This is a genomic window from Bacillus sp. FSL M8-0350 (assembly GCF_038593345.1).
GTDB lineage: Bacteria > Bacillota > Bacilli > Bacillales > Bacillaceae > Bacillus > Bacillus safensis.
Window position 1 is genome coordinate 2998602 of the sequence record NZ_CP151985.1, and the last position, 22526, is coordinate 3021127.

A 22526-nucleotide genomic window follows, 5' to 3' on the forward strand; every position below is an offset into this window, starting at 1 on the left:
CGAAAGAATTATTTTTTCTCATCTTTTTTCGTCTGAGAGGTTTTCTTTTTCGCTTCAGATTCTTTCTCTTTTTTCTCTTGATCGGCTTTTGACTCTTTTTGTTCAGCTGTTTCATCTGTTTGGCTTGCGTCTGAGGAGTCACTTGTGCTTGTCTCGGTTGTTTCTTTTTCTTCATATTTCGCCATTTCCTTAATGATCGGATCTAGCTGTTTTTGTTTTTCTTCAGCAGAAAGGCTGTCATCGTTTTGAATTTCATTGCGGTAGGCGACGAGTGCCGTAAATATGTACCTGTCGTCTCCAAGCACCCGTGCAATATCAAGTGCTTCCTTGCTATTGCCTTGTCCAATATGAATCCAGAATAGGAAGTATTGCGGATCTGTCTGCAATGTGTACGTTTCTGTGATTTCTTTTTTATGCTGATCAAGCAACAAACTGCCTTGGTTCGTTTGTACATACGAAATGGCCAGTTCATATTGTAGAGAGACTGGCATTTGATTGGCTGGATATTTCTCTAACGTATCCACCACTTGACTGTACTGCTTGTTGAGATAATATTTGTTTGCCTCGACGTACGCTTCTTGTTTTGGCATGGCAAAAAAGAAGGTGTAAATGGTGTACACCAATGCAGGGATTAACAGGACAAGCAGACCTAATCCGATGTATCGCTCGATCTTCCATTTCTTTTTAGGTATGGTTAAGAGCGTTTTTTCTTTCGCATCGATTGCTTTGATCTTTTGCTCAATCAAAGCTGACAATTCTTCCAGCGACTTCGTTTCACTAATTTCTTTTGCCAGCTCAGATAATTTCAACGTTTCATTGTAAGCCGCATATTCTTCAAATTGATATTCATGGTCGACCACTCGAAGAACAACAGCCTTGACCTCTTTTAACAGGCGATACTCATCGGTTTCATATGGCGGAATGCTTTCTTTAACCCCATAATGCAAAAATGCAGGAGCTAAGCCTTGATGAAAAACAATGTTTTCAGGAGAAACAATAGGATGCAGCCGTTTCACATCGTGTTTAAGAACTGCATCGACAAGCTGGTATGAAAAAATCCATTTGCTTTTTTCATCCTTTGCATGGATGAAACGAAATTCCTGATAGGCAGGAGGCGGTTGTATAGAAATGATGACCTCATCTTCAGTTAATTGAATCTCTTTCTGAAATGAAGGATTGATGTCTTTGATCGGTGCCGCTTCTAAACCGTCTAAGAGTTTAATCGTCTCTTTTTGAAAAATAAAGGTATAGGTGCCTCCCTCTTTTTTCATGACTGCTTCTAATTGTTCTTCTAAATAGGAACTCTTTTTATCTGCCATTTACAAAAGTCCTTTCATAGTATTTCCAGCCTGTCTCCTGTGGTAATTCCACAGTCTGACAGCTTATATTCGCCTGAAAACACAGCTTTCTTATTGACTACTCGCACCCATCCGCCTTCTCTCTTTGGAAGTGAGATTTGTTTTGCCTGCCAGGCGATATGGATGACTTGTTTAATATGTAAATAATTTGATAGTCTCAAATCAAACACACTGCCATCATAATTTTTTAAGTCGATGGTAATATCGATATACACAAATTTCCACCTCACAAAATAGAAAGAGCGCCGGCATCCATTGACAGACTCGGCGCTTTTTCTGCATTTCACACTTAGAAAGGAAATCCCTTTGATTAGCCGCGAATTTGGCTTGCGATGTCTTGGTCAGTGCTTTCAAGTGTATTTGCCGTTTGATCAAGCTGATTGCTGACATCTGTTAATAGATCAGACATTTTGATAAATGAAGGCTTAAGCTGCTCGTATTGATCAGCAAATGCTTCACTAGAAGCACCTTCCCACATTCCTTTTAAATCAGAGATCATTCTATTTAGACGATCAACTTGGTTTAACACTTCTTGACTTTCAACACCATATTGCTTAGCGGTCGCTCTTAGTTCTTCTGGGGTTACGCGAATAATTCCTGACATATTCCTCATTACCTCCCGTGCATAGCCGCCATATAATGGGCTAATCCACTTATTTTTTGACGTTATTATTATAAAAACAGAAATGATACACAGTCAAACAAATCTGTTTTTATTTTACAAAATGAGTCTATAGAATTACTGTTTTTTCGCTTTTTATCTAGTATTTAACAGTTTTTTGGTCATATATTCTTAATAAGTATGCACCTGCTTCGGTGGACCTTTCCGCCTATTGATTTTTTACTACGTTATTATTGTACTATTTCTTTTTCAGCGTGCTTCAACATCCATTTGCTTGCTTCTCACACTTTTTGTTTTTTTAAGTTTATGGCAGTTTTTTGTTGATTTACGTACCTCATTCTCTTCATAATGTAAGTACGTGAAATATTCGAAAAAGCAGGGGTTTTTTATGACAAAAAAGACAGATCCGTTTAAGTATAGTCTTGATCGTTTAGAGGATGTGGCAGACCAAATTAGTGATGTGCTCAATTGCCCTATTACTATAGAAGATACTCATCATCGATTATTGGCATATAGCACACACAATGATTTTACTGATCCCGCCAGAACTTCAACCATTATCTCCCGCCGGGTACCGGAAAAAGTCATTAATCGGCTTTGGAAGGACGGCATCATTCCTACACTCCTTAAAACAGACGAACCGCTTCGTGTCCCTCAAATTGCAGAGGTGGGTTTATCTAGCAGGGTCGCCATTTCGATCTGGAAGGACAAAGAAGTGCTCGGATTTATTTGGGCGATTGAATCCGCACAGCCTTTTTCAGAAGAAGAAATGGACCTTCTCAAAATGGCAGCGCATGCCGTGAAAAACAAATTACTCAATTTACAAATTCGAAAAACGAAAACAGAAGAACGTAATCAGGAGCTTTTCTGGAAGATGCTCACGGGTCATATTCATGAAAAGGATGAGATGCTTGACCTATTTTTAAGGCTTGGCATCAGATGTCCAGACACATATGCCATCATCATCTTCCGTCTTCGTGACGAACTCACAGAGGAGACAGAAAAAAAGCTGTCCTATCTGCTTGAAACAACACAGCAAGTTCAGGTACTGTTAACGACTGTTGATTTTCACGAATTCATTATTCTTGTCTCACCAAAAACAGAACATCCGCTTCAAGATATTAAACAATTCACAAGCGGCATGCTGCAGCAGCTTGCGGACCGGTATCATATTCAGCATGTTCAGGCAGCAATTGGAGGAATTTACGATAACATCTCTCAAATTCAGCCTTCCTATAAAGAAGCACTGGCTGTATTAAAGACGAAAGAACGCTTTCCAGTTGAAACAGAACGTTTAAACAGCTTTTCTGAACTAGGCATTTATCAATATCTAGATGTGCTTGCTGAGAAGCGAAAGGGATCTTCTTACTCCAGTTACTCTTTATCAAAGCTGGAGGATTACGACCTGAGGCATCATTCCAACCTTGTCGAAACCCTTGAGCGGTTTATTGACTGTGACAGCAATGCCAATATTGCCGCAAAGCAATTAAACATCCACATCAATACCTTAAATTATCGATTAAAACGGATTACAGACATCGCAGAAATTGATTTAAAAAACATGAATGAGAAAATGACCATCTACCTTGATATGAAGCTAAAAAACGTCCATTTGTGAAATTTCACAAAGAGGCGTTTTTTTATTTTTTATTTCAACCGAAGAATTTTCTAAACTTTCCGGATACACTAGACATACAATATCAATAGATAAGCATAGGAGGAATAAACATGATCATCGGCATTCCGAAAGAAATTAAGAACAATGAAAACCGAGTGGCTTTAACACCAGGAGCAGCTTCTCAATTGCTTTCAGCTGGACATCAGATTTTAATTGAAACAAACGCTGGTTTTGGAAGCGGATTCACTGATGACGATTATGTATCTGTTGGTGCAGAGATTCTTGATCAGGCGAAAGATGTATGGGCATCTTCTGATATGATCATGAAAGTAAAAGAACCATTACCTGAGGAATATCCTTATTTCAGAGAAGGACTCATCTTATTTACGTACCTGCATCTAGCCGCAGAGCCCTCCTTGGCTGAAGCATTAAAACAAAAAGGCGTTACAGCCATTGCTTACGAAACAGTAACGGACGGAAAATCACTCCCTCTTCTCACACCTATGTCTGAAGTAGCAGGCAGAATGGCCGCTCAAATTGGTGCACAATTTTTAGAAAAGCCAAAAGGCGGAAAAGGTATTTTACTTGCAGGGGTACCAGGGGTATCAAGAGGAAAGGTCACCATTATTGGGGGCGGTGTTGTTGGAACAAACGCAGCGAAAATGGCGATCGGACTTGGCGCAGATGTCACCCTGATTGATGTAAACGCAGAACGCCTGCGTCAGCTGGACGACCAATTTGGCCATCAAATGAAAACGTTAATGTCCAATCCTGTCAACATTGCAGATTCAGTCAGTGAGGCAGACCTTCTCATTTGTGCGGTGCTGATTCCTGGTGCCAAAGCACCGACGCTAGTGACAGAAGAAATGGTGAAACAAATGAAGCCTGGTTCTGTCATTGTGGATGTAGCGATTGATCAAGGCGGCATTGTCGAAACCATTGATCACATCACAACCCATGATCAGCCTACTTATGAAAAACATGGCATTTTACATTATGCTGTCGCTAATATGCCAGGCGCGGTTCCGCGGACATCAACTGTTGCGTTAACGAATGTCACTGTTCCATATGCGCTGCAAATTGCGAATAAAGGCGCTGCAAAAGCTATTAGAGAAAACAATGCCATCGCAGAAGGTGTCAATGTGATGAACGGACATATCACGTACGAAGCGGTCGCTCGTGATCTCGGCTATGATTACGTACCTGTCAGCAAAGCCATCGATGCCACTTTTATGACCGAAGCTTAATCAGCTACCCGCCCTATTGATGGGCGGGTTTTATTGTTAACCTAAAATAAAAACAAGTTGACAAAAATCCTTCTTCCCCTTAATCTATTTGTACAGATAAGACAGGGGGAAACATCATGCAAAAGAAGACAAGAACTGCTGACTTTGTGCTAGTGGGAATGTTTGCTGCACTCATGGCTATCGGAGCCAATATCACATCCATTGTGCCATTTTTACAGGTCGGCGGAATTCCACTTACGATGCAGCCGTTTTTTTGTGTGCTTGCTGGTCTCTTACTCGGCAGACGGCTTGGCGCATTAGCTATGATTGTCTATGCCTTGGTTGGAATTGCTGGTGCACCTGTATTCGCCCAGTTCTCTGCGGGCTTTGGGGTCATTTTAGGCAAAAGCGGCGGCTTTGTATTATCATACATCCCTGCTGCCTGGCTTGCCGGATTCATTCTAGAAAAAAGAAAAAACCCTGGCTTTGGCCGCTTTTTGCTTGCAGCCATTGCTGGTACGACCGTGATGTATGTGATCGGAACGACCTATACATACCTCGCATTAAATGTATGGCTTAATGCACCGATTTCCTATCAAACCACATGGTTCTTTATGATCTGGTTTATGGTAAAAGACTACGCATTGACGATATTACTTGCGATGCTGGCACCTAAAATTTATCGCTCTGTATCCAAAGCCACATCCTTTCGAAAACAAGAAGCTGTATCATAGAAAAAAGAGCCTGTCTTCATTCAGGCTCTTTTTCATCATTACTCAGCGTATTGATCTATGATTTCTTCCAGCATTCCTTCAAGCACTTCTACATTTTCAAGATCTGATGGACTGAAGCGGTAGCGCACAAGCTGTTCCCCATCATTATACATCTCCTCAAGCCAGCCTCTCAGGCCTCTTGCTCTACGGTCGACTTCGAAAACAATGTCTAATCCGCCTTCATCTATCAGAAAAATCAGCTCTAACTCATCAAGCATATAGCGATAGTAGTCTGATGTCGGAATGAACTCGAATTCTTGGACGAATGGCAGGCGCCGCTGGAAGTAAGGTGCTTGCTCACAGTCTGCTTCGTTCAGGTGGAAACCTAGATTGCTAGTGGCTTCCAGCACATTTTTCACCCAAGGATGTGCTTCAACGAAAATACGGTCATAGTCAGATTTATCGATTCCGCCTTGGATATCAAGGTCTGTCTCCACTGCAATTTCAACTTTTCCGATCGTCATCGGGGTATCGATAGGAAGAATAAAAGAAAACGGAAATTCATGCTTTTCTCCAGGCTGGATGGTAAAAGAATCCGCCACCCGTACAGAATGGATGTTTGCATATTTTCTACGCTCTTCATCATCTTTTACAATCACATACTGTGTTTCAATTTTAACATTGATATGGCGGATTTCCTGAGCAATTTTTCCGCCCTTTACATGGACAGTTCCCGTTACTTCTTGTCCTGGATAATAAGCGTTTTTCTCTAAAATGGTATCTACTTTTGCCGCACCAATTCCTGCACTTGCCGCTAGCTTTTTAAAAAATGACATGTCCCATCTTCCCCTTTTCATTTTTATCAGCATATATACGTAAGATAGAGAAAGAAAGATTCATTTAATTCGTACTTTTGTCCTAATTATTTTTTCATCTGCGAACAACAAAAAAAGCTTATAGAAAAAACATCATTGTTTTCTCTACAAGCTTTTCATTTTACAGAATAATCGCCGCCAGCCAGCCGAACAGAACAAGCGGAATATTATAATAGATAAAAGTCGGGACACAAGTTCCCCAAATGTGGTGATGCTGTCCATCCATATTCAATCCAGATGTTGGTCCAAGCGTACTGTCACTTGCAGGTGAACCTGCATCTCCAACAGCCGCAGCAGAGCCAATAATGGCAATGGTAGCCATTGGACTAAAACCTAAGTGTAAGCAAAGTGGAACAAAGATGGTTGTAATAATCGGAATCGTTGCAAATGATGATCCGATTCCCATTGTCACAAGCAGACCAACGAGCAGCATTAAAATCGCCGCAAGACTCTGGCTGTTTCCGATAAATTGGGAAGATGCTTTGACAAGAGATTCAATGTCTCCTGTTTTTGTTAAAACATTGGCAAACCCAGCCGCAACAAGCATGACAAAACCGATAAATGCCATCATATTCATTCCAGATGTAATCAGTTCATCTGCTTCATCCCGTTTCATCATTCCAGTCACAAACAAGACAAGCAGTCCTGCGAGTGCACCGAAGATCATTCCTTCCACACCAAGGCTTTGTGATAGATAAAGCTGGACAATCAACGAAACGAGAATAGCAAGACCGGCAAAGAATAAGCTTTTTTTCGTATAAGCCGATTTCTCTACGTCTGTAATTTCACGATTCTCATATACCTTCGGCTTTCGATATACAAAAATGGAAACGATCAAGCCAAGAACCATGCCTGCTACAGGAATCAGCATGGCATATGGAATATCTGCAAGGTTTACAGTCAGACCCGCTTCCTTCATATTGTCACGAAGCATTCCGTGGAAAATCTGTCCAAAACCGACTGGAAGTAATATATATGGTGCAGTGAGTCCGAAGGTCATGACACACGCTAGCAGTCTGCGGTCAATCTGAAGCTCGTTAAACACCTTTAATAACGGCGGAATGAGGACTGGGATAAAGGCAATGTGAACAGGAACGACGTTCTGTGAAAAACAGGACACGATCAAAATGACAAGAACGATGAGCACTTTTGATAGTGTTTTCCGTCTTGAATCGCCTTCTTTTCCTAGAAGCTTCACTGCTCCTTCAACCATAGCATCTGGTAGACCTGTTTTCGTCAGCGCCGCAGCAAAAGCCCCTAATAGCGCATAACTAATCGCCACTGTTGCATTTCCTCCGAGTCCGTCCGTAAAGGCGTCCACTGTTCCTCCCAAGCCTAATCCACCTGCAAGTCCGCCAGCTAAAGCGCCTATAGCCAGCGCAATCACGACATTGACCCGCAGCAAGCTTAATATCAACATTAAAACAACCGCTAAAACAACTGCATTCATGGTGAAACCCCCGAAATCCTTTAGTTTACTAATGTAGTAGATAATTAAAGTACCAACGTATGTTACCATAGAAAAAAAACTTCGTCAAATGGCGTATGTCCTACATAAAAAAAGCCCTGCCACTTGGCAGAGCCTTCTCCTTTATTTCTTTCCTTCAAATCGTTCCACAAATGTTGCGAGTGATCTTACCATTACACCTGTTGCCCCTGTTGGTCCAAAGCATGAAGGTTTTTCTGTTGTAGCTGTTCCTGCAATATCTAAGTGAACCCAAGGGGTATCCTCTGCGAATTCGCCAATGAAAGCACCTGCCATGATCGCATGACCATCACGGCCTGGCGAGTTATTGAGATCCGCCATTTTGCTGTTTCGTACTCGTTTCTTATCTTTTTCCGTGATGGGCAGCTGCCAGATCATTTCACCGCATTCTTCTGATGCTTCTTTAAACTGAGCGTACAGCTCATCGTTATTGGTCATCGCGCCTGTTGTCTCATTTCCAAGCGCCACAATGACACCGCCTGTTAATGTGGCCACATCTACAAGGACAGAGGCACCGTGCTGCTTCGCATATGTCACCCCATCTGCTAAAACAAGACGGCCTTCTGCATCCGTATTGAGCACTTCGATTGTTTTACCGCTTAGTGACACAATCACGTCGTCCGGCTTCATAGCGTCTGCCGAGATCATATTATCGGTTGAGGCAATGACCGCAATGACATTTTGCTCTGGACGAAGTTCACCGATGATTTCCATTGCACCTAAAACAGACGCTGAGCCGCCCATATCTGTTTTCATGCCAACCATACTCGCTCTTGGCTTTAAAGAATAGCCGCCGGTATCATACGTGATGCCTTTACCGACAAGGCCGATGACGTCTGTCCATTCTTCCTTGCCTTGATATTTCAATACGATGAGTTTTGGCGGTTCTGTTGAGCCTCTATTGACGGCTAAAATACCGCCCATTCCTAGCTCTTCCATTTGTTCTTTATCTAAAATTTCAATCTCAAATTCATATTTATATGCAAGCTCTGCCGCATACGAAGCCAGATCAGAGGATGTGAGCATGTTTGGCGGCATATTCACAAGGGTACGAGCTGAATTGACTGACTGTCCGTACACTTCGCCGACTTTCAAACTCGCCTGAATTTCAGCTTGATCATGCTCTGTCGTTGCATAAACAAACTCGATAAAACGATCCGGTTCATTTGTTTTATGTTTAAAATCCTGTAATTCATATGTAGCTAAAAGGCAGCTTTCAGAAAGGGCATGAGCTGCATCTTGAGCAGGCAGATCCTTTCCAATAAACGTATCCAGCAAGACAGAAACCGCTTGCTTTTTATCTTGATGAAGCTTTTTGAATAAATGGGCAAACACTTCTTTTGCCTCTTCAAACGTGTAATCTGATTCCTTCCCAAGCCCGACAAAATAAATGCGTTTGATGCCTGTTTCAGGGGATGGGAAAAACTTCGAAAGCTGATTTCGTTTGGATGAAATGTCGCCTTCTTTTAATAATTCAGTGATTCTTCCTTCAAGTAATTCATCCATTTCTTTTGCTTTTCCTGATAATTGGCTCTTTTGAAAAAGTCCGATCGCCAGTGTATCTTTATGCTGCAATTCATTTGTCGAGAAAAACATATTTATCACACGCTCCTTAATGAACTCCATTTTTCACATTGGAACTTCTATTATATCAAAATTTGCGTTCCTATACGATCATTGCCAGTCTGTCTTTACTTGATGAACATTTATATTTTCACACGCGGAAGGGCATCATGAAAAAGCGGCGAAAACCTGAGCAGCCTGTCCGTGTTCTCCTCGTTCCACATCTACTTTCTTTAATGTTATAATGAACATGGACTTGGCAGCTTTTTTTACTGCTATCATTTTTTCATCATACTAGGATTTTTAGTTCATCATTTCGCACGATATTTTTTCTTAAAGAGAGGATGTTTCTTGTTCATGAGCGTACTGACGAATTTTCCGCTGCTTGCCAGCCTAGCAGCCATCTTTTTTGCACAATTTGTAAAAGTACCGATTCAATTTATCATTTCTAGACGACTAGATTGGTCGCTCATTACAAGCACAGGCGGAATGCCAAGTTCACACTCCGCAGCAGTAACAGCACTCTCCACAGCAGTGGCTTTAGAGCACGGGCTAGATACATCTATCTTTGCCATTTCCGCCATCTTTGCCATTATTACCATGTTTGATGCGACAGGCGTTCGCAGACAGGCAGGAGAACAGGCGACTGTTCTCAACAAGCTCGTAACAGATTTTAACCGATTTGTTTCCGAAGCAAAGAATTTCCCAAATGCGGAAGAAAAAGAAAAGCAAAAGAAATTAAAAGAGCTTCTTGGTCATAAGCCGATTGAAGTCTTCTTCGGCGGCTTAACAGGGATCTTGCTGACACTCATCTTAGATTATTACTTTATGTAGAAGTGAAAAAGCTTTGGACCTTAAACGGCCCAAAGCTTTTTTATTCTTTATTGGCTTGAAACTGCTGACGGAATACTTGCATCGATTCTGCTTCATTGAGCTGATTTAAGTCTTTTTCCGTTAACGTCCCTTCACCCTTTTTGATGATATACACATCGAGCACTTTTTTACCCCATTCTCTATACACATCATCAACGGTTTCATAGTATAAATCAAGCTTATGACCTTTAATGGCTTTCCCGGTATCTGCAACCACACCGTAGCCATAGTTCGGGATAAACAGCACCGTTCCAATCGGAAAAACAGATGGGTCGGCTGCCACTGTTGAATATAAATCACGTTTCACTTTAACGCCTGAATATGTAATGCCATATGCATGATGTTCCTTCGTTTTGCCTGTTGATTCCACACCTGCTGTATAGCCGGTTGCCACAACCTTCTGTTTCGGGTAATCGTTCCAATTAAACGCCTCTTCGAGAGAAACAGACCGCGCATCTTCACTTTTGAGTGCCATCGTTTCCCTTTTTGGCTGCTGAAAAAAAGAAGATACTTGCCTGCCCGCATCGGTCTCTTTCACCCACGCAGCTAAATCACTTGGTTCGACTCCAGATATGCCCGTAAAGCTTGTCAAAAGTGCAAGCATGAATAGGGCTGTCATGAACAATCGTTTCATCCATGTTTTCATCTCTATTTGTCACTCCTCTACCCATCTATTTGTTTCCAAACAAAATGGAAACTATGCAAAGGAGAAACAAAAAAACCCACTTGCGTGTCCACAAGTGAGTTAAAACATTTGATACCCTCTTTTTCGAAGTGCATTAATGACAAAACCTGATGTGATTGCACCGATCAGGCCGCTTAATAAGATGATGATATCTGCCGCAGCGAGTGAGACGATCCGGTCTCCTATTCCTGAAAAAGCGGTGCTAGGCTCTCTTACATAAGCGATCATCTTTTGATTGTTGATAATGAAAAGGCATACAATTGGATATAAAATAGCCATAATCCATGACATTCTCAGCAGCATATTGAGCAAAAATCCAATGCCGAAGAATAACACGAAAAATAAAATAACTGAAATGATAACGACTGGTAAACTGATCACTTCATCTCCACCCCCAAATATCCCATCATTAGTTTAACTTGGAAATAGAGATGAAGTCAATCAATGGAAAAAGCAGATCGATTAACGCTTCTTTCCTGTCCCTTTACATTCCTCACACGTTTCAGATCCGCCGAGCAATAGCTGAAAGTACCCTTTTCCTGAACAATATTGACAGGTTGATGTTTTTTCCTTTGTTTGTGCATTCATATTGCTCACTCCTTAATCTAAATTTTCTGATAATTCATCATAACATATTTTGCTGCCGATGACCAAGTGAGAAAATATACCACAACACATAAAAAAAACGTGTATCATGAGGATACACGTTTTTGTCTATGATGGTTTAGAAGAACTTGAATTTTCCTTTTTTCAGAACAAGTCCTGGTCCGCCAACCATGAATAAAGAACGGTTGTCGATTATTTTCTTCATTGCAGAAGCTTTTGTTCCTTGAAGTTTTTTACCAAACGCAACACCTACAGCGTCGTGTTCACCAAGAGAAGCAACTGTTCCTTTGATGTCTGGCTTAAAGCTTTCAAGAGAACCGCCTTTTACTAGTGCTGCAAGGTTTTTCGCTACTGTTTCACCTTGCTGCATAGCGATTTGTGCAGTTGGTGGGTATGGACGGTTGATTTCTTCATTGATAATCAATGAACAGTCACCAATGATGAAGACATCATCATTTTCTGGTACACGAAGATCTGGAGACACTTTTACGCGGCCGCGCATGTTTTCAAAACCAGCTTCTTCAACGATTGGGTTACCGCGTACACCTGCAGCCCAAACAACAGTTGCAGCTTTGATTTCTTCTGTATCATCGTCTTTTCCAACAATGATCCCCTCAGGCGTACATTCTTTGATCGCTGTACCAATTTTGAACTCAACACCTTTACCTTGAAGGTAGTTCATCGCATAGTCGATCAATTCTGGATCGAATCCAGGAAGAGCTGTTGGCGCAGCTTCTACACAGATGATACGCACGTCTTTTTGATCAATGTCATACTCCTTGCAAAGCTCAGGCACACGGTTTCCAAGCTCACCAAGGAACTCAATACCTGTGAATCCTGCGCCGCCGACAACGATTGTCAAACGCTCTGGACGTTTTTCAGCATCCGTATTATACGTCGCAAATTGAAGCTCAATGTGCTCACGAAGCTGACGAGCAGAGTTGATGTTAGAGATTGAGAATGCGTATTCTTTCAGTCCTGCAATACCAAATGTTTCAGGAACAGCACCAAGTGCAACAACAAGGTAGTCATAAGAAAGTTCGCTCTCTGATGTCACAACTTTCTTTGCTTCCTTATCAATGCTTTCAACTGTTGCTTGTACAAAGTTGACACGGGAACTGTTAATCACATCTTTGATTTGATAACGACAGCGGTCATGATGAAGAGTACCTGCACTTGCTTCATGAAGCCATGTTGTTTCGTAATGATAATTATGCTTGTTCACAAGAGTAATGTCCGCATCATTTGTGCCAAGCTGTTTTGTTAATCTTGTTACAGTCATTAATCCGCCATAACCTGCACCTAATACAACGATTTTCGGTTTATTCACTGGAATCACATCCACCTTTTTTAAATTTGCTGTAAAACGGATAAAGAATTACATATCGTTATTCTCAACCGCTTTGCGGCATTTTATGAAATTTAAACAAAAAAATAAGTATGTGAAAATCTGAACTTTCACCTACATAAAACGAAAGCATTTGACCGTATCCGACAAAAATTCATAAAAAATTAATATTTAGTTCCCTTAACAATAATAGCGAGTTCTGCTCCAATTTTCAAGGCTTTAAACTGAAAATCCTTATGATAAACGGTCTTTCTCACTTTTTCCTTCTTTTCAAAGCTTCAGCATCAAAAAACGACAAGTTTTTCAAAACAAGTCAAACGACGATATGTGGTATGATATGATATAGTGATAACAATTTTCATTTGGGAGGATTAAAGGAATGCAAGAAGATTCTAAGGTATATGACATTACCGTTATCGGGGGCGGCCCAGTTGGATTGTTTACTGCGTTTTACGGAGGCATGAGACAGGCAAGTGTGAAAATCATTGAAAGCCTTCCTCAGCTCGGCGGTCAACTTTCCGCTCTTTACCCTGAAAAATATATTTATGATGTGGCTGGATTCCCAAAAATCCGCGCACAAGAATTAGTTGATAACTTAAAGGAACAAATGGATAAATTTGATCAAACCATTTGCTTAGAGCAGGCAGTTGAAACGGTTGAAAAACAGGCAGATGGGATCTTTAAACTTGTGACAAATCAAGAGATTCATTATTCTAAAACAATCATCATCACAGCTGGTAACGGTGCATTCCAACCGAGAAAGCTTGAACTAGATGCAGCAGAATCATTTGAAGGAAGCAACCTGCATTACTTCATTAATGACTTGAACCAATTTGCCGGCAGACGTGTTGCCGTTCTTGGGGGCGGAGACTCTGCGGTGGACTGGGCACTTATGCTTGAACCAATCGCAAAAGAAGTCTCCATTATTCACCGCCGCGATAAATTCCGCGCGCATGAGCACAGTGTAGAAAACCTGCACAACTCGAAGGTCAATGTACTGACACCATTTGTACCAACTGAGCTCATTGGTGAAGACCGCATTGAACAAATCGTGCTCGAAGAAGTCAAAGGCGACAAAAAACAAGTGCTTGATGTGGACGACGTGATAGTCAACTTCGGTTTTGTTTCCTCCCTTGGACCAATCAAACAATGGGGCCTTGAAATCGAAAAGAACTCCATCGTGGTGAAATCTACAATGGAAACAAACATTGAAGGCTTCTATGCGGCAGGAGACATCTGTACGTATGAAGGAAAAGTCAAATTGATCGCAAGCGGATTTGGTGAAGCACCAACTGCTGTCAACAATGCGAAAGCTTACATGGACCCGAAAGCCCGTGTACAGCCTCTCCATTCCACAAGCTTATTTGAAAACAAATAAGAGCGGATCAAAAAAGGAGTTCCCACTCGCGGAACTCCTTTTTCGTTTATTTAAAAATCCCAATATAGGCATTTGCCATCCCAAGTACCATTGCAGCAAGCAGCACCACAACAATCCCTGCCACAACCAAAATCACCCGATCTTTCACACGTTCTTTTTTTGGAAGCGGCTTCTCAATCCCGCAAGAAGGACACGTTTTGGACCGATACGGAATCAGTTCATGACAGTTCCTGCAATTGATTTGTTCACTCAAACCTCAGCAACCTCTTTTCTGACTACAGTTTATGTTTGGTTCTCATGATACTCTTTTCGAGTGGAAATAGCCAGTTGTTCGGGCAAGCTGTAACAAAATTGAGCGATTTGCGAGAAAAAAACATAGCTCCTTGAATCCGCTGCTTCAAACAAGATCAACAATCCATGATTTAAATTTTAAAAAAGATGATTGACCCTAACGCAACGTCATATTTTATAGTGGATATCAAGAGAGGTGAATTGAAATGAAAGTAAAAGAAGTGGCTGAATTATTTGGTATTAGCATTCGTACACTTCATCATTACGACAAGATTGGTTTATTGACCCCAAGTGAAGTCACAGATAATCGTTATCGACTCTATTCAGAAGAAAACCTTGAAACATTGCAGCAAATATTATTTTTCAGAGAACTTGGATTTCCATTGAAGGAAATCCAAAAGATGATGCACAATCCTTCATTTAATAAGAAAGAAGCATTTATGCTACAAAGAAAAATGTTAATAGAGAAACGAGATAATCTCGATAAAATGATCGGTAATATTGATAAGACGCTGCAGCATTTAACGGGAGTAACTCAATACACCTATAAAGAAAGGTTTGAGAATATGAATATGAATTTTAGCCAATATGAAGAAGAAGCTCGTCACCGTTGGGGAAATCAAGCTGTTGATGAAGTCAGCTCAAAACTAAATCATTTGTCTAAAGATGAACAAATTGAATTATCTGATAGCTGGGATAGCATATTGAATAAACTAGCCTCTCTTCGCAGCCATTCCCCTAAATCCAAAGAGGTGCAAATCGTCATCAAACAATGGTACGACTTTTTAAACGAAAACTTTCGTTATTACTCTCTTGATGCTTTTTACGGTTTAGGCCAACTCTATATTCAAGATGAACGTTTCACAAAGAATATAGATCGTTATGGTGAGGGCTTGGCATCATTTATGAGCGAAGCGATGAAAGTCTTTACTACTCTTCATAAAAGAGGGAACAGCTTTGAAAATGATGATTGAGAATACAATCGATTAACACGAAACGTTATTCTAAACGAAACACAACATAGAACATTTTTTCCGACATACCATGATGAAATCTTTTGAAAAGATGTGGAAGATGAACAGAGGAAATACTAAGAAACTGCAAGGTTTTTGAGGACGTGCTGAGTGATTGAAGTCATGTCCTTTTTTTGCATCTTTAAAAACAACACAAAAAACCTCCTCAAGAAAATGATTAATATGAGGAGGTCTTCATTATACAAATGGTTTTACAGAATGAATCGTTTTAACCCTTAACACTCTTCCGGCGTACCGGTATTCGTCGCTGTTCTGAAAGAAGAACCGCACCCGCATGACGCGATGGCGTTCGGATTGTCAATCGTGAAACCGCCGCCCATGAGTGACTGTTTGAAATCAATGATAGTTCCGTTCATGATATCAAGGCTTTCGGAATCGACAAGGACATTGATGCCGTGCTGTTCGAACTGCGTGTCTTTCTCTGAGACTTCATGGTCAAAGCCCATGCCGTATGAGAGACCGCTGCAGCCGCCGCCTTTTACGCCCACTCGAAGGAACGCATTTTCTTCTTCATGTTCTTTCATCATATCTTTAATCTGCAGTGCAGCAGCTTCTGTAATGGTTACTGGTGTACTCATGATCATCCCTCCTTTTGACTGGATGTTTCTTTTCAATTATAAACGTGATGATGCCTTTTCTCAAATAAATGGTTTAGAGATAAAATGTGCCGTCACAAATCGTTTCAGCAGGTCCTGTCATGAGTACGTGGTCATTGTCTTTCCAGCGAATGATGAGGTCTCCGCCTGCTAAATGAACGGTCATGTCTGTTTCTTTTTTCGCCTGACCATTCACAATTGTGGATACAGCCGCAGCACAGGCCCCTGTTCCGCAGGCCTGTGTAATCCCTGAACCTCTTTCCCACACACGAAAATGCAGTTCTGTTTCACTGACAACTTCAACAAATTCTACATTGACGCCTTCTGGGAACATGTCGTGTTTTTCGATGATCGGTCCAAGTGTATGAAGCGGTGCTTTTTCAATGTCCTCTAAATAAAAAACGATGTGCGGGTTTCCCATTGAAACGGCCGTTCCATTTAAAACTGCCTTGCCAAAATCAAGTGCCTCATTAATGGTTGTGCTGGCCGGTTCACCAAGCATTGGCATCGCTTCTTTTTCAAAACGTGGTTTTCCCATATCTACTGTGACTAGCTGAACGTGACCATCCTGAGCGTGAACGGTCGCTTCAACGAGTCCTGACAATGTCTCAATCTGGAACGTTGTGTCCGTCACAATTTGATGCTCATACACATACTTTGCAACGCAGCGCAGCCCGTTACCGCAGTTTTTGCCCTCTGATCCATCATTGTTGAAAATGCGCATCTTCACAGGTGCAACATCTGATGGACAAATAAGAATCATCCCGTCAGAACCGATTCCTGTATAAACAGAAGAAACGCGAATCGCTATCTCTGATAGCTGCTCTTCTGGAAGCTGTTCCTTCATCTGATTGACGTAAATATAATTATTTCCTAATCCGTGCATTTTCGTGAATTGAAATGATGTCATGAGCTTCCTCCAAAAATGTTGTTTCTTTATAGTATAAAAGGAGTCGATTCAGGAGACAATCTTATCATCCCCCGTTTTTCATACATAGAAGCTCTTTGCTGCCATGGCAAAGGGCTTTTATTATGCATATGCCTCTTTTTCTCTCGTGTGATGCTTCATATTGATGATATTTTATTAGCATAACATATTGGATGCGCTTTCTATTAATTCTCCTTAAAAATGGAAGATGAAAATGTGAAAAAAATGCACCTCATGACCCATGTGGTGCATTTAAAACATGTCGTTTTCCTCTATAAAAGCATAAATACGCTCGACTAGCTGCTCTGCATTTTCTCCTGAAACAAATTCTCCATTCACAAGTGCAAATGGGGAGTCCATACATTTGCCGCAATAGCTTAAACAGCCGTATTCCATTACGTCTAGGTTTGGGTCCTTTTCAAGCTTCTCTTTTGCTTCTTGAGACCCTTGTGCAAGATTACTTACACAAAATTCGATCAGTGGAAACACTGTGCTTCACCTCACATTGCCTTACCATCCTACCGAAATTCCTTGTATTAGTCAAAATATGAGCTTCATCTGTATCGTTACGCCTATTCCTCGTAAAATGTTTTACTATTTAGGACTAACTGATGAATATGTAGGTTATTTTGAAACAATTATTGTGGTTTCACAGTAAATTCGATATAATTTTATTTGGTATTTTAACTTAAAGTTTTTTAGTATAAGTGTTTTTCAATGTCTACGGGGAAAAGGAGAATCGTCATGAAAAATTTAGTCTTGATCGGCGGAGGTTACGGGAATATGCGGGTTCTCCACCGCTTATTGCCAAATCAATTACCTGATGATGTCACTATCACATTAATTGATCGAAATCCTTACCACTGTTTAAAAACAGAATATTATGCACTTGCTGCTGGAACGATCTCTGATCATCACATTCGAGTATCTTTTCCAGAGCATCCGAAGCTGGATATTCAATACGGGGAAGTAGAAAAAATTGATATTGAAAACAAACAGATTTTATTCAGCGACCGTGAACCGATTCCGTATGATGACACGGTGATTGGACTCGGCTGTGAGGACAAGTATCATAATGTCCCTGGTGCGAAAGAACATACATACAGCATTCAAACCATTGATCAGTCAAGACATGCGTATAACAAATTAAACAATTTGAGCGCAGGTGCAACGGTTGGCATCGTCGGTGCTGGACTTAGCGGGGTAGAGCTGGCCAGTGAACTAAGAGAAAGCCGTGCTGATTTAAACATTATTCTTTTCGACCGCGGAGAGCTGATTCTATCGAGCTTCCCAAAAAGATTAAGTTTGTATGTGCAAAAGTGGTTTGAAGAAAATGACGTAAAGATCATTAACTGTGCCAATATTACAAAGGTTGAAGAAGGTGTCGTTTACAACCATGATGACGCGATTGAAGCAGATGTCATCGTGTGGACAGCAGGAATACAGCCAAGCAAAGTGGTACGTGAGATGGATGTTGAAAAAGACGCACAAGGCCGCGTCGTATTAACTCCTCATCACAACCTCCCAGGGGATGAGCATGTATATGTTGTAGGTGACTGCGCAAGTCTGCCGCATGCCCCAAGTGCACAGCTTGCTGAGGCGCAGGCAGAACAAATTGTCCAATCGCTGCAAAAACGCTGGAAAAATGAGCCGCTTCCTGAGGCTTATCCACAGTTTAAGCTAAAAGGTGTTTTAGGTTCTTTAGGGAAAAAAGCCGGCTTTGGCTTAGTGGCTGATCGTCCACTTGTTGGGCGGGTGCCAAGACTCCTGAAATCTGGACTCCTTTGGATGTACAAACATCACAACGGCTAAAATTATGTGAATTTTTTCTCAAAGCTCCTTCATGATGAGGGAGCTTTTTTTATGAAACGGCATGTGCCGATAAGTGGGTCCATTTGATCGGAGCAAGGGCAAGGATGCAGTCTTTACGAAAGGTTCTCATCGTCTTTTTCGATAAACAATATGCTTGGATGAGCTGATCCGTTTGACGGTGGACAATGATTTTTCTCTTTGTGCACTCTCCATTTTCCTTCATATAAATCATCTCAATCGGTATTTGCTGATGAAGAGATTGTTTCAGTAAATAATTCATGATGCTCACGCTCCTTTCATTTCATTATAAACGAACAAACGTTCTTTTTCAACACAAAATGGAACGTTTGTTCTATTTTCTTCCTCAAAAAAAGAACAGCTTATTCACTGCTCTCCTTGTACCCGTATTTCTCCATTTCTTGATAAATGTCTTTTAATTTTGGATCGCCCTCTCCAACGATTTGATCCTCTACTAAGACAAGCGGATAAAAGAATTCATCATCAAGAATTCGTTCAGACAATTCCTTTTGTTGTTCATTTTCTGGCGGGTGCTCAATATCAATATATGTGATGCGAAATGGCTGATTCGGATATTTTCGTTTTAATGCTGCATCTAACCATTCAAACGTATCTTTTGAAGAAGGCAGATTCACGCAGCTGGCGCACAGTACATCTCTTCCATAAACATAAAGATCGACGGTTTTGTTCATTTGACAAGCCCCCTATTCTTACTTCATTTTAGCTGAATTTTCTGGATGAAAAAAGCAAAAATCACTTTTTGTTTCAAGATGAGATTGTGCTATAATGAAAAGGAAACTTTGAAACCAATCAATAGATTTTTATCGTCCAGATGAATATAATGGTGATATGTTGTGAAAGGAGCGATTATATCTAATGACTGAAGTCGAAATGAAAGACCAAGTACAGGAAGTACTGGACAAACTTCGTCCATTTCTATTACGTGATGGTGGAGACTGTGAGCTTGTAGACATTGAAGATGGCATTGTGAAATTACGTCTTCTTGGTGCATGCGGCAGCTGCCCAAGTTCAACCATTACATTGAAAGCCGGTATTGAGCGCGCATTATTAGAAGAAGTGCCTGGCGTTGTAGAAGTTGAACAGGTTTTCTAATTCATATATGACATGAAAACGACCCGATTTGGGTCGTTTTTTTCATGATTGACAAAGGCTTTAGCCCTTTGTCTTCTTTTCAGCGTGATATGAAAACCCTTGAAGTCTAGGAAAGACGAGTACTGGCGCGGAGCGAATTTTCTATTCGTGAGCACCAGCACACAGGACTGACACCGAATGCGAGGGTTTGTCAGCACGCTGAAGGGTCGTTTTTTATTAGGCTAGCTTTTCTCTAAACCATTCCTTTATAAAAGTCAGTCTTTGAATACGCTGCCCCGGGTGTCCACTTCTGGATAAATCATGAGATGCCTTCGGGAATTTGACCAATCTTGTGTCTTTCCCAAGCTCCTTCAAGGCCACAAAAAGCTGCTCTGCTTGATCAACTGGACAGCGATAATCTTCATCACTGTGCAAGATGAGCAGCGGCGTGTTCATCTGCTTCACATATTTTAGCGGCGAACGATCCCATAGCTTATCGACAGAATCATAAATATCCCCATCAATCTGCCACCTTGTAAAGAAATAACCGATATCACTGATGCCGTAAAAACTAATCCAGTTTGAAATGGAGCGCTGTGTGACCGCTGCGCGAAAGCGGTCGGTCTGACCGACAATCCAGTTGGTCATAAAACCCCCATAGCTGCCGCCTGTCACGCCAAGCCTTGTTTCATCAAGGAAATCATAGGCTGTGAGCACATGATCAACAGCCTGCATGACATCGTCATAATCAACGTCACCATAGCTTCCTCTCACACGGTTGGTAAACATCTGTCCGTATCCATGACTGCCATGCGGGTTGATATACACGATGGCATAGCCTTCAGAAGCGAGCATTTGAAATTCATGAAAATACGTATGACCATACATCGCATGCGGTCCGCCATGAACCTCTAGAATGAGTGGATATTTCTTCCCCTCTTCCATCTGGGAAGGCTTCATAAACCAGCCATGCACCTCGTCGCCATCTTTTGACTGAAAAGAAAATGGTTCAGGTTCGGATACGATATGCTCCTTTAGAAAATCATGATGCTCGAACGTGATTTGCTTTAGCTCAGTCTCCCCTAATGTCATCTCATACAGCTCACTTGGTGAGACAGGTGTAAGCCGGCTGAACAGCAGTTTGGATTCATCTGGATGAAGGCTGAAATTGGTGATATGTTCCGCCTCTAGTCGAACAGGATAGGCTAAACCTTCAATAGAGAAATAATAAATCCCTGTACTGCCTTGATCAGAAACAAGCGCATAAAACCCTTGGCTGTCCTTTGTCCACTGAGGAGGCTGAAAGACCTCTCCCATCACGCTATCTCCTGCCATACAGTTTCCAACATACATATCGAGCATTTCTGACAGCTGAACCGCCTTGTCTTCCTTCAGATCATACAGCCATAATGATGGAAAGGTGGCATTTTGAAATTCGCGCTCATGTCCAATATACAAAAGGCTCTCTCCATTTGGAGAAAAAGAGACGGTGGAATAAGCGCCGTTTGCTTGTGTGATCTTTTTGGTCTGACCATCTTCTAATGACAGGAGACACACGTCACTTATGTAAGGTCTCTGTGCGTTTAATTGAATAAAGGCAAGCCATTTGCCGCACGGAGAAACCGTATGATTCATATGATGAACCTGCTCGCTCGTGACAGGCTCTATCTCTCCTGAATCGATATCCACCTTCACGATCTGCGTGACACGCCCATCTAAAAAGCCTCTTCCATCTGCTTTATAGGTCAAATCATCATATACCGCTGGAGCAAAGTCATCTTGCTCTTCCTTTTTTTCATCATGAACAGATTCTGATTGTTTCAATGACACAGCCGCATAAAGAAAAGCGCCATCTGGGGAAAAGACAGGATGAGATACTCCGTACGGAATCTTCGTTAAGGTTCGCACGCCGCCTCCTTCGCTCTTCATGAGCGCCAGCTGAGGGACTTCCTTTGGCTTTTGTAAAATAAAAGCAAGCTGCCTGCCGTCTTTTGACCAAACTGGCTGATGATGCTTTCCATCTTCAAATGTCCATTGTGCCAGCTCCTCTGTCTCTTCATTTCGAACCCATAAATGGATGTTGTAATCGTCTTTTTTCTCATTCACAGTGACTTTTGTAAAGACTGCCTTCTTTCCATCTGGTGAATAAACCGGATGGGAAACAGAAACAATCTTCGTTAAATCTTCTGCCGTCATCAATTTCTTCATGAACGTATCTCCCCCTTTTATGCTTAAAAAATAGTTCGATCCTCTAAATAATAATCCCTGCTTCTTCCCATAAAAACAAGCATAAAAAAAGAACGTGCAGATTCACAGCACGTTCTTAGATTGTTGAAAAAGAGCTAAAATGATCTTTATTTTAGCTCTTTTTCTTCTTTTCAGCGTGACCTGAAAACCTTTGCAG

At 41.3% G+C, this 22526-nt stretch carries 24 protein-coding genes and 1 pseudogene; 8 read left to right on the top strand and 17 right to left on the bottom strand.

Annotated features, from left to right (window positions below; all coding sequences use genetic code 11):
- Positions 1-8 precede the first annotated feature (8 nt).
- From essB to NSS80_RS15800, 3 genes are all read right to left on the bottom strand, one after another.
- Entirely contained in the window at positions 9-1319 is a 1311-nt protein-coding gene (gene essB, locus NSS80_RS15790; protein ID WP_326135731.1) for a type VII secretion protein EssB, read from the bottom strand.
- Positions 1320-1333: 14 nt separating this feature from the next.
- Positions 1334-1573: an EsaB/YukD family protein gene (locus NSS80_RS15795; protein ID WP_003213579.1), complete on the bottom strand. Its 240-nt coding sequence runs from the start codon at positions 1571-1573 to the stop codon at positions 1334-1336.
- 95 nt (positions 1574-1668) lie between these two features.
- A complete protein-coding gene (locus tag NSS80_RS15800) occupies positions 1669-1962 on the bottom strand; it encodes a WXG100 family type VII secretion target (protein ID WP_003213769.1) in 294 nt (97 codons plus the stop codon).
- Positions 1963-2368: 406 nt separating this feature from the next.
- Here NSS80_RS15800 and NSS80_RS15805 point away from each other — a divergent pair, with 406 nt between their 5' ends.
- The 3 genes from NSS80_RS15805 (at position 2369) to NSS80_RS15815 (ending at position 5558) form a co-directional block, all read left to right on the top strand.
- Positions 2369-3598, top strand: coding sequence for a PucR family transcriptional regulator (locus NSS80_RS15805; protein ID WP_024423341.1), 1230 nt, complete (start codon positions 2369-2371; stop codon positions 3596-3598).
- A 110-nt stretch (positions 3599-3708) separates the two neighbouring features.
- Positions 3709-4845 (top strand): alanine dehydrogenase, encoded by a 1137-nt coding sequence (gene ald / locus NSS80_RS15810; protein ID WP_034282594.1) that lies wholly within the window; start codon positions 3709-3711, stop codon positions 4843-4845.
- A gap of 116 nt (positions 4846-4961) precedes the next feature.
- Positions 4962-5558 (top strand): biotin transporter BioY, encoded by a 597-nt coding sequence (locus NSS80_RS15815; protein ID WP_034282595.1) that lies wholly within the window; start codon positions 4962-4964, stop codon positions 5556-5558.
- 38 nt (positions 5559-5596) lie between these two features.
- On the opposite strand, the gene NSS80_RS15820 is transcribed toward NSS80_RS15815, so the two are convergent.
- The 3 genes from NSS80_RS15820 to NSS80_RS15830 all read right to left on the bottom strand — a co-directional run bounded on the left by NSS80_RS15820 (position 5597) and on the right by NSS80_RS15830 (position 9494).
- The gene (locus NSS80_RS15820; RefSeq protein WP_328699227.1) at positions 5597-6373 is read right to left on the bottom strand and encodes a sporulation protein; all 777 of its coding nucleotides are present in this window, start codon (positions 6371-6373) and stop codon (positions 5597-5599) included.
- Between the two features lie 160 nt (positions 6374-6533).
- A complete protein-coding gene (locus NSS80_RS15825) occupies positions 6534-7862 on the bottom strand; it encodes a Na+/H+ antiporter family protein (RefSeq protein ID WP_024423345.1) in 1329 nt (442 codons plus the stop codon).
- A gap of 141 nt (positions 7863-8003) precedes the next feature.
- A complete protein-coding gene (locus NSS80_RS15830; RefSeq protein WP_034282598.1) occupies positions 8004-9494 on the bottom strand; it encodes a leucyl aminopeptidase in 1491 nt (496 codons plus the stop codon).
- A gap of 324 nt (positions 9495-9818) precedes the next feature.
- On the opposite strand from NSS80_RS15830, the gene NSS80_RS15835 reads away from it, so the two are divergent.
- On the top strand, positions 9819-10295 hold the full coding sequence (locus tag NSS80_RS15835; protein WP_024423347.1) for a divergent PAP2 family protein: 477 nt from the start codon (positions 9819-9821) through the stop codon (positions 10293-10295).
- A gap of 40 nt (positions 10296-10335) precedes the next feature.
- Here the strand turns inward: NSS80_RS15835 and NSS80_RS15840 are convergent, their stop codons facing one another.
- The 4 genes from NSS80_RS15840 to NSS80_RS15855 all read right to left on the bottom strand — a co-directional run bounded on the left by NSS80_RS15840 (position 10336) and on the right by NSS80_RS15855 (position 12961).
- Complete coding sequence (locus tag NSS80_RS15840) at positions 10336-10980, bottom strand: 3D domain-containing protein (RefSeq protein WP_034282599.1); 645 nt, start codon at positions 10978-10980, stop codon at positions 10336-10338.
- 99 nt (positions 10981-11079) lie between these two features.
- Positions 11080-11400 (bottom strand): YuiB family protein, encoded by a 321-nt coding sequence (locus tag NSS80_RS15845; RefSeq protein ID WP_211043431.1) that lies wholly within the window; start codon positions 11398-11400, stop codon positions 11080-11082.
- Positions 11401-11481: 81 nt separating this feature from the next.
- Positions 11482-11607, bottom strand: a complete 126-nt coding sequence (locus NSS80_RS15850; protein ID WP_157840088.1) for a YuiA family protein — start codon at positions 11605-11607, stop codon at positions 11482-11484.
- Positions 11608-11743: 136 nt separating this feature from the next.
- Positions 11744-12961, bottom strand: coding sequence for an NAD(P)/FAD-dependent oxidoreductase (locus NSS80_RS15855; protein ID WP_252050517.1), 1218 nt, complete (start codon positions 12959-12961; stop codon positions 11744-11746).
- A 391-nt stretch (positions 12962-13352) separates the two neighbouring features.
- On the opposite strand from NSS80_RS15855, the gene yumC reads away from it, so the two are divergent.
- The gene (yumC, locus tag NSS80_RS15860) at positions 13353-14351 is read left to right on the top strand and encodes a ferredoxin--NADP reductase 2 (RefSeq protein ID WP_034282604.1); all 999 of its coding nucleotides are present in this window, start codon (positions 13353-13355) and stop codon (positions 14349-14351) included.
- A 46-nt stretch (positions 14352-14397) separates the two neighbouring features.
- Here the strand turns inward: yumC and NSS80_RS15865 are convergent, their stop codons facing one another.
- On the bottom strand, positions 14398-14604 hold the full coding sequence (locus NSS80_RS15865; protein ID WP_024425965.1) for a hypothetical protein: 207 nt from the start codon (positions 14602-14604) through the stop codon (positions 14398-14400).
- Between the two features lie 244 nt (positions 14605-14848).
- Here NSS80_RS15865 and NSS80_RS15870 point away from each other — a divergent pair, with 244 nt between their 5' ends.
- On the top strand, positions 14849-15616 hold the full coding sequence (locus NSS80_RS15870) for a MerR family transcriptional regulator (protein ID WP_180951398.1): 768 nt from the start codon (positions 14849-14851) through the stop codon (positions 15614-15616).
- A 275-nt stretch (positions 15617-15891) separates the two neighbouring features.
- On the opposite strand, the gene NSS80_RS15875 is transcribed toward NSS80_RS15870, so the two are convergent.
- The 3 genes from NSS80_RS15875 to NSS80_RS15885 all read right to left on the bottom strand — a co-directional run bounded on the left by NSS80_RS15875 (position 15892) and on the right by NSS80_RS15885 (position 17689).
- Positions 15892-16254 (bottom strand): iron-sulfur cluster assembly accessory protein, encoded by a 363-nt coding sequence (locus NSS80_RS15875; RefSeq protein ID WP_024423354.1) that lies wholly within the window; start codon positions 16252-16254, stop codon positions 15892-15894.
- A 73-nt stretch (positions 16255-16327) separates the two neighbouring features.
- Positions 16328-17182, bottom strand: a complete 855-nt coding sequence (dapF, locus tag NSS80_RS15880) for a diaminopimelate epimerase (protein WP_046313318.1) — start codon at positions 17180-17182, stop codon at positions 16328-16330.
- 270 nt (positions 17183-17452) lie between these two features.
- Positions 17453-17689, bottom strand: coding sequence for a YuzB family protein (locus NSS80_RS15885; RefSeq protein WP_008346813.1), 237 nt, complete (start codon positions 17687-17689; stop codon positions 17453-17455).
- A gap of 255 nt (positions 17690-17944) precedes the next feature.
- Here NSS80_RS15885 and NSS80_RS15890 point away from each other — a divergent pair, with 255 nt between their 5' ends.
- The gene (locus NSS80_RS15890; RefSeq protein WP_034282611.1) at positions 17945-19012 is read left to right on the top strand and encodes an NAD(P)/FAD-dependent oxidoreductase; all 1068 of its coding nucleotides are present in this window, start codon (positions 17945-17947) and stop codon (positions 19010-19012) included.
- 49 nt (positions 19013-19061) lie between these two features.
- Here the strand turns inward: NSS80_RS15890 and NSS80_RS15895 are convergent, their stop codons facing one another.
- Positions 19062-19292 (bottom strand): hypothetical protein, encoded by a 231-nt coding sequence (locus NSS80_RS15895; RefSeq protein WP_342498341.1) that lies wholly within the window; start codon positions 19290-19292, stop codon positions 19062-19064.
- A 100-nt stretch (positions 19293-19392) separates the two neighbouring features.
- Positions 19393-19722 carry a YuzD family protein gene (locus NSS80_RS15900; protein ID WP_317221857.1) on the bottom strand — a complete coding sequence of 110 codons (330 nt, stop codon included), beginning with the start codon at positions 19720-19722 and terminating at the stop codon, positions 19393-19395.
- Positions 19723-19843: 121 nt separating this feature from the next.
- Here NSS80_RS15900 and NSS80_RS15905 point away from each other — a divergent pair.
- Positions 19844-20143 (top strand): annotated as a pseudogene (locus tag NSS80_RS15905) (NifU family protein).
- Positions 20144-20359: 216 nt separating this feature from the next.
- On the opposite strand, the gene NSS80_RS15910 reads toward NSS80_RS15905, so the two are convergent.
- Positions 20360-22330, bottom strand: a complete 1971-nt coding sequence (locus NSS80_RS15910; protein WP_317221856.1) for a S9 family peptidase — start codon at positions 22328-22330, stop codon at positions 20360-20362.
- Between the last annotated feature and the right edge of the window lie 196 nt (positions 22331-22526).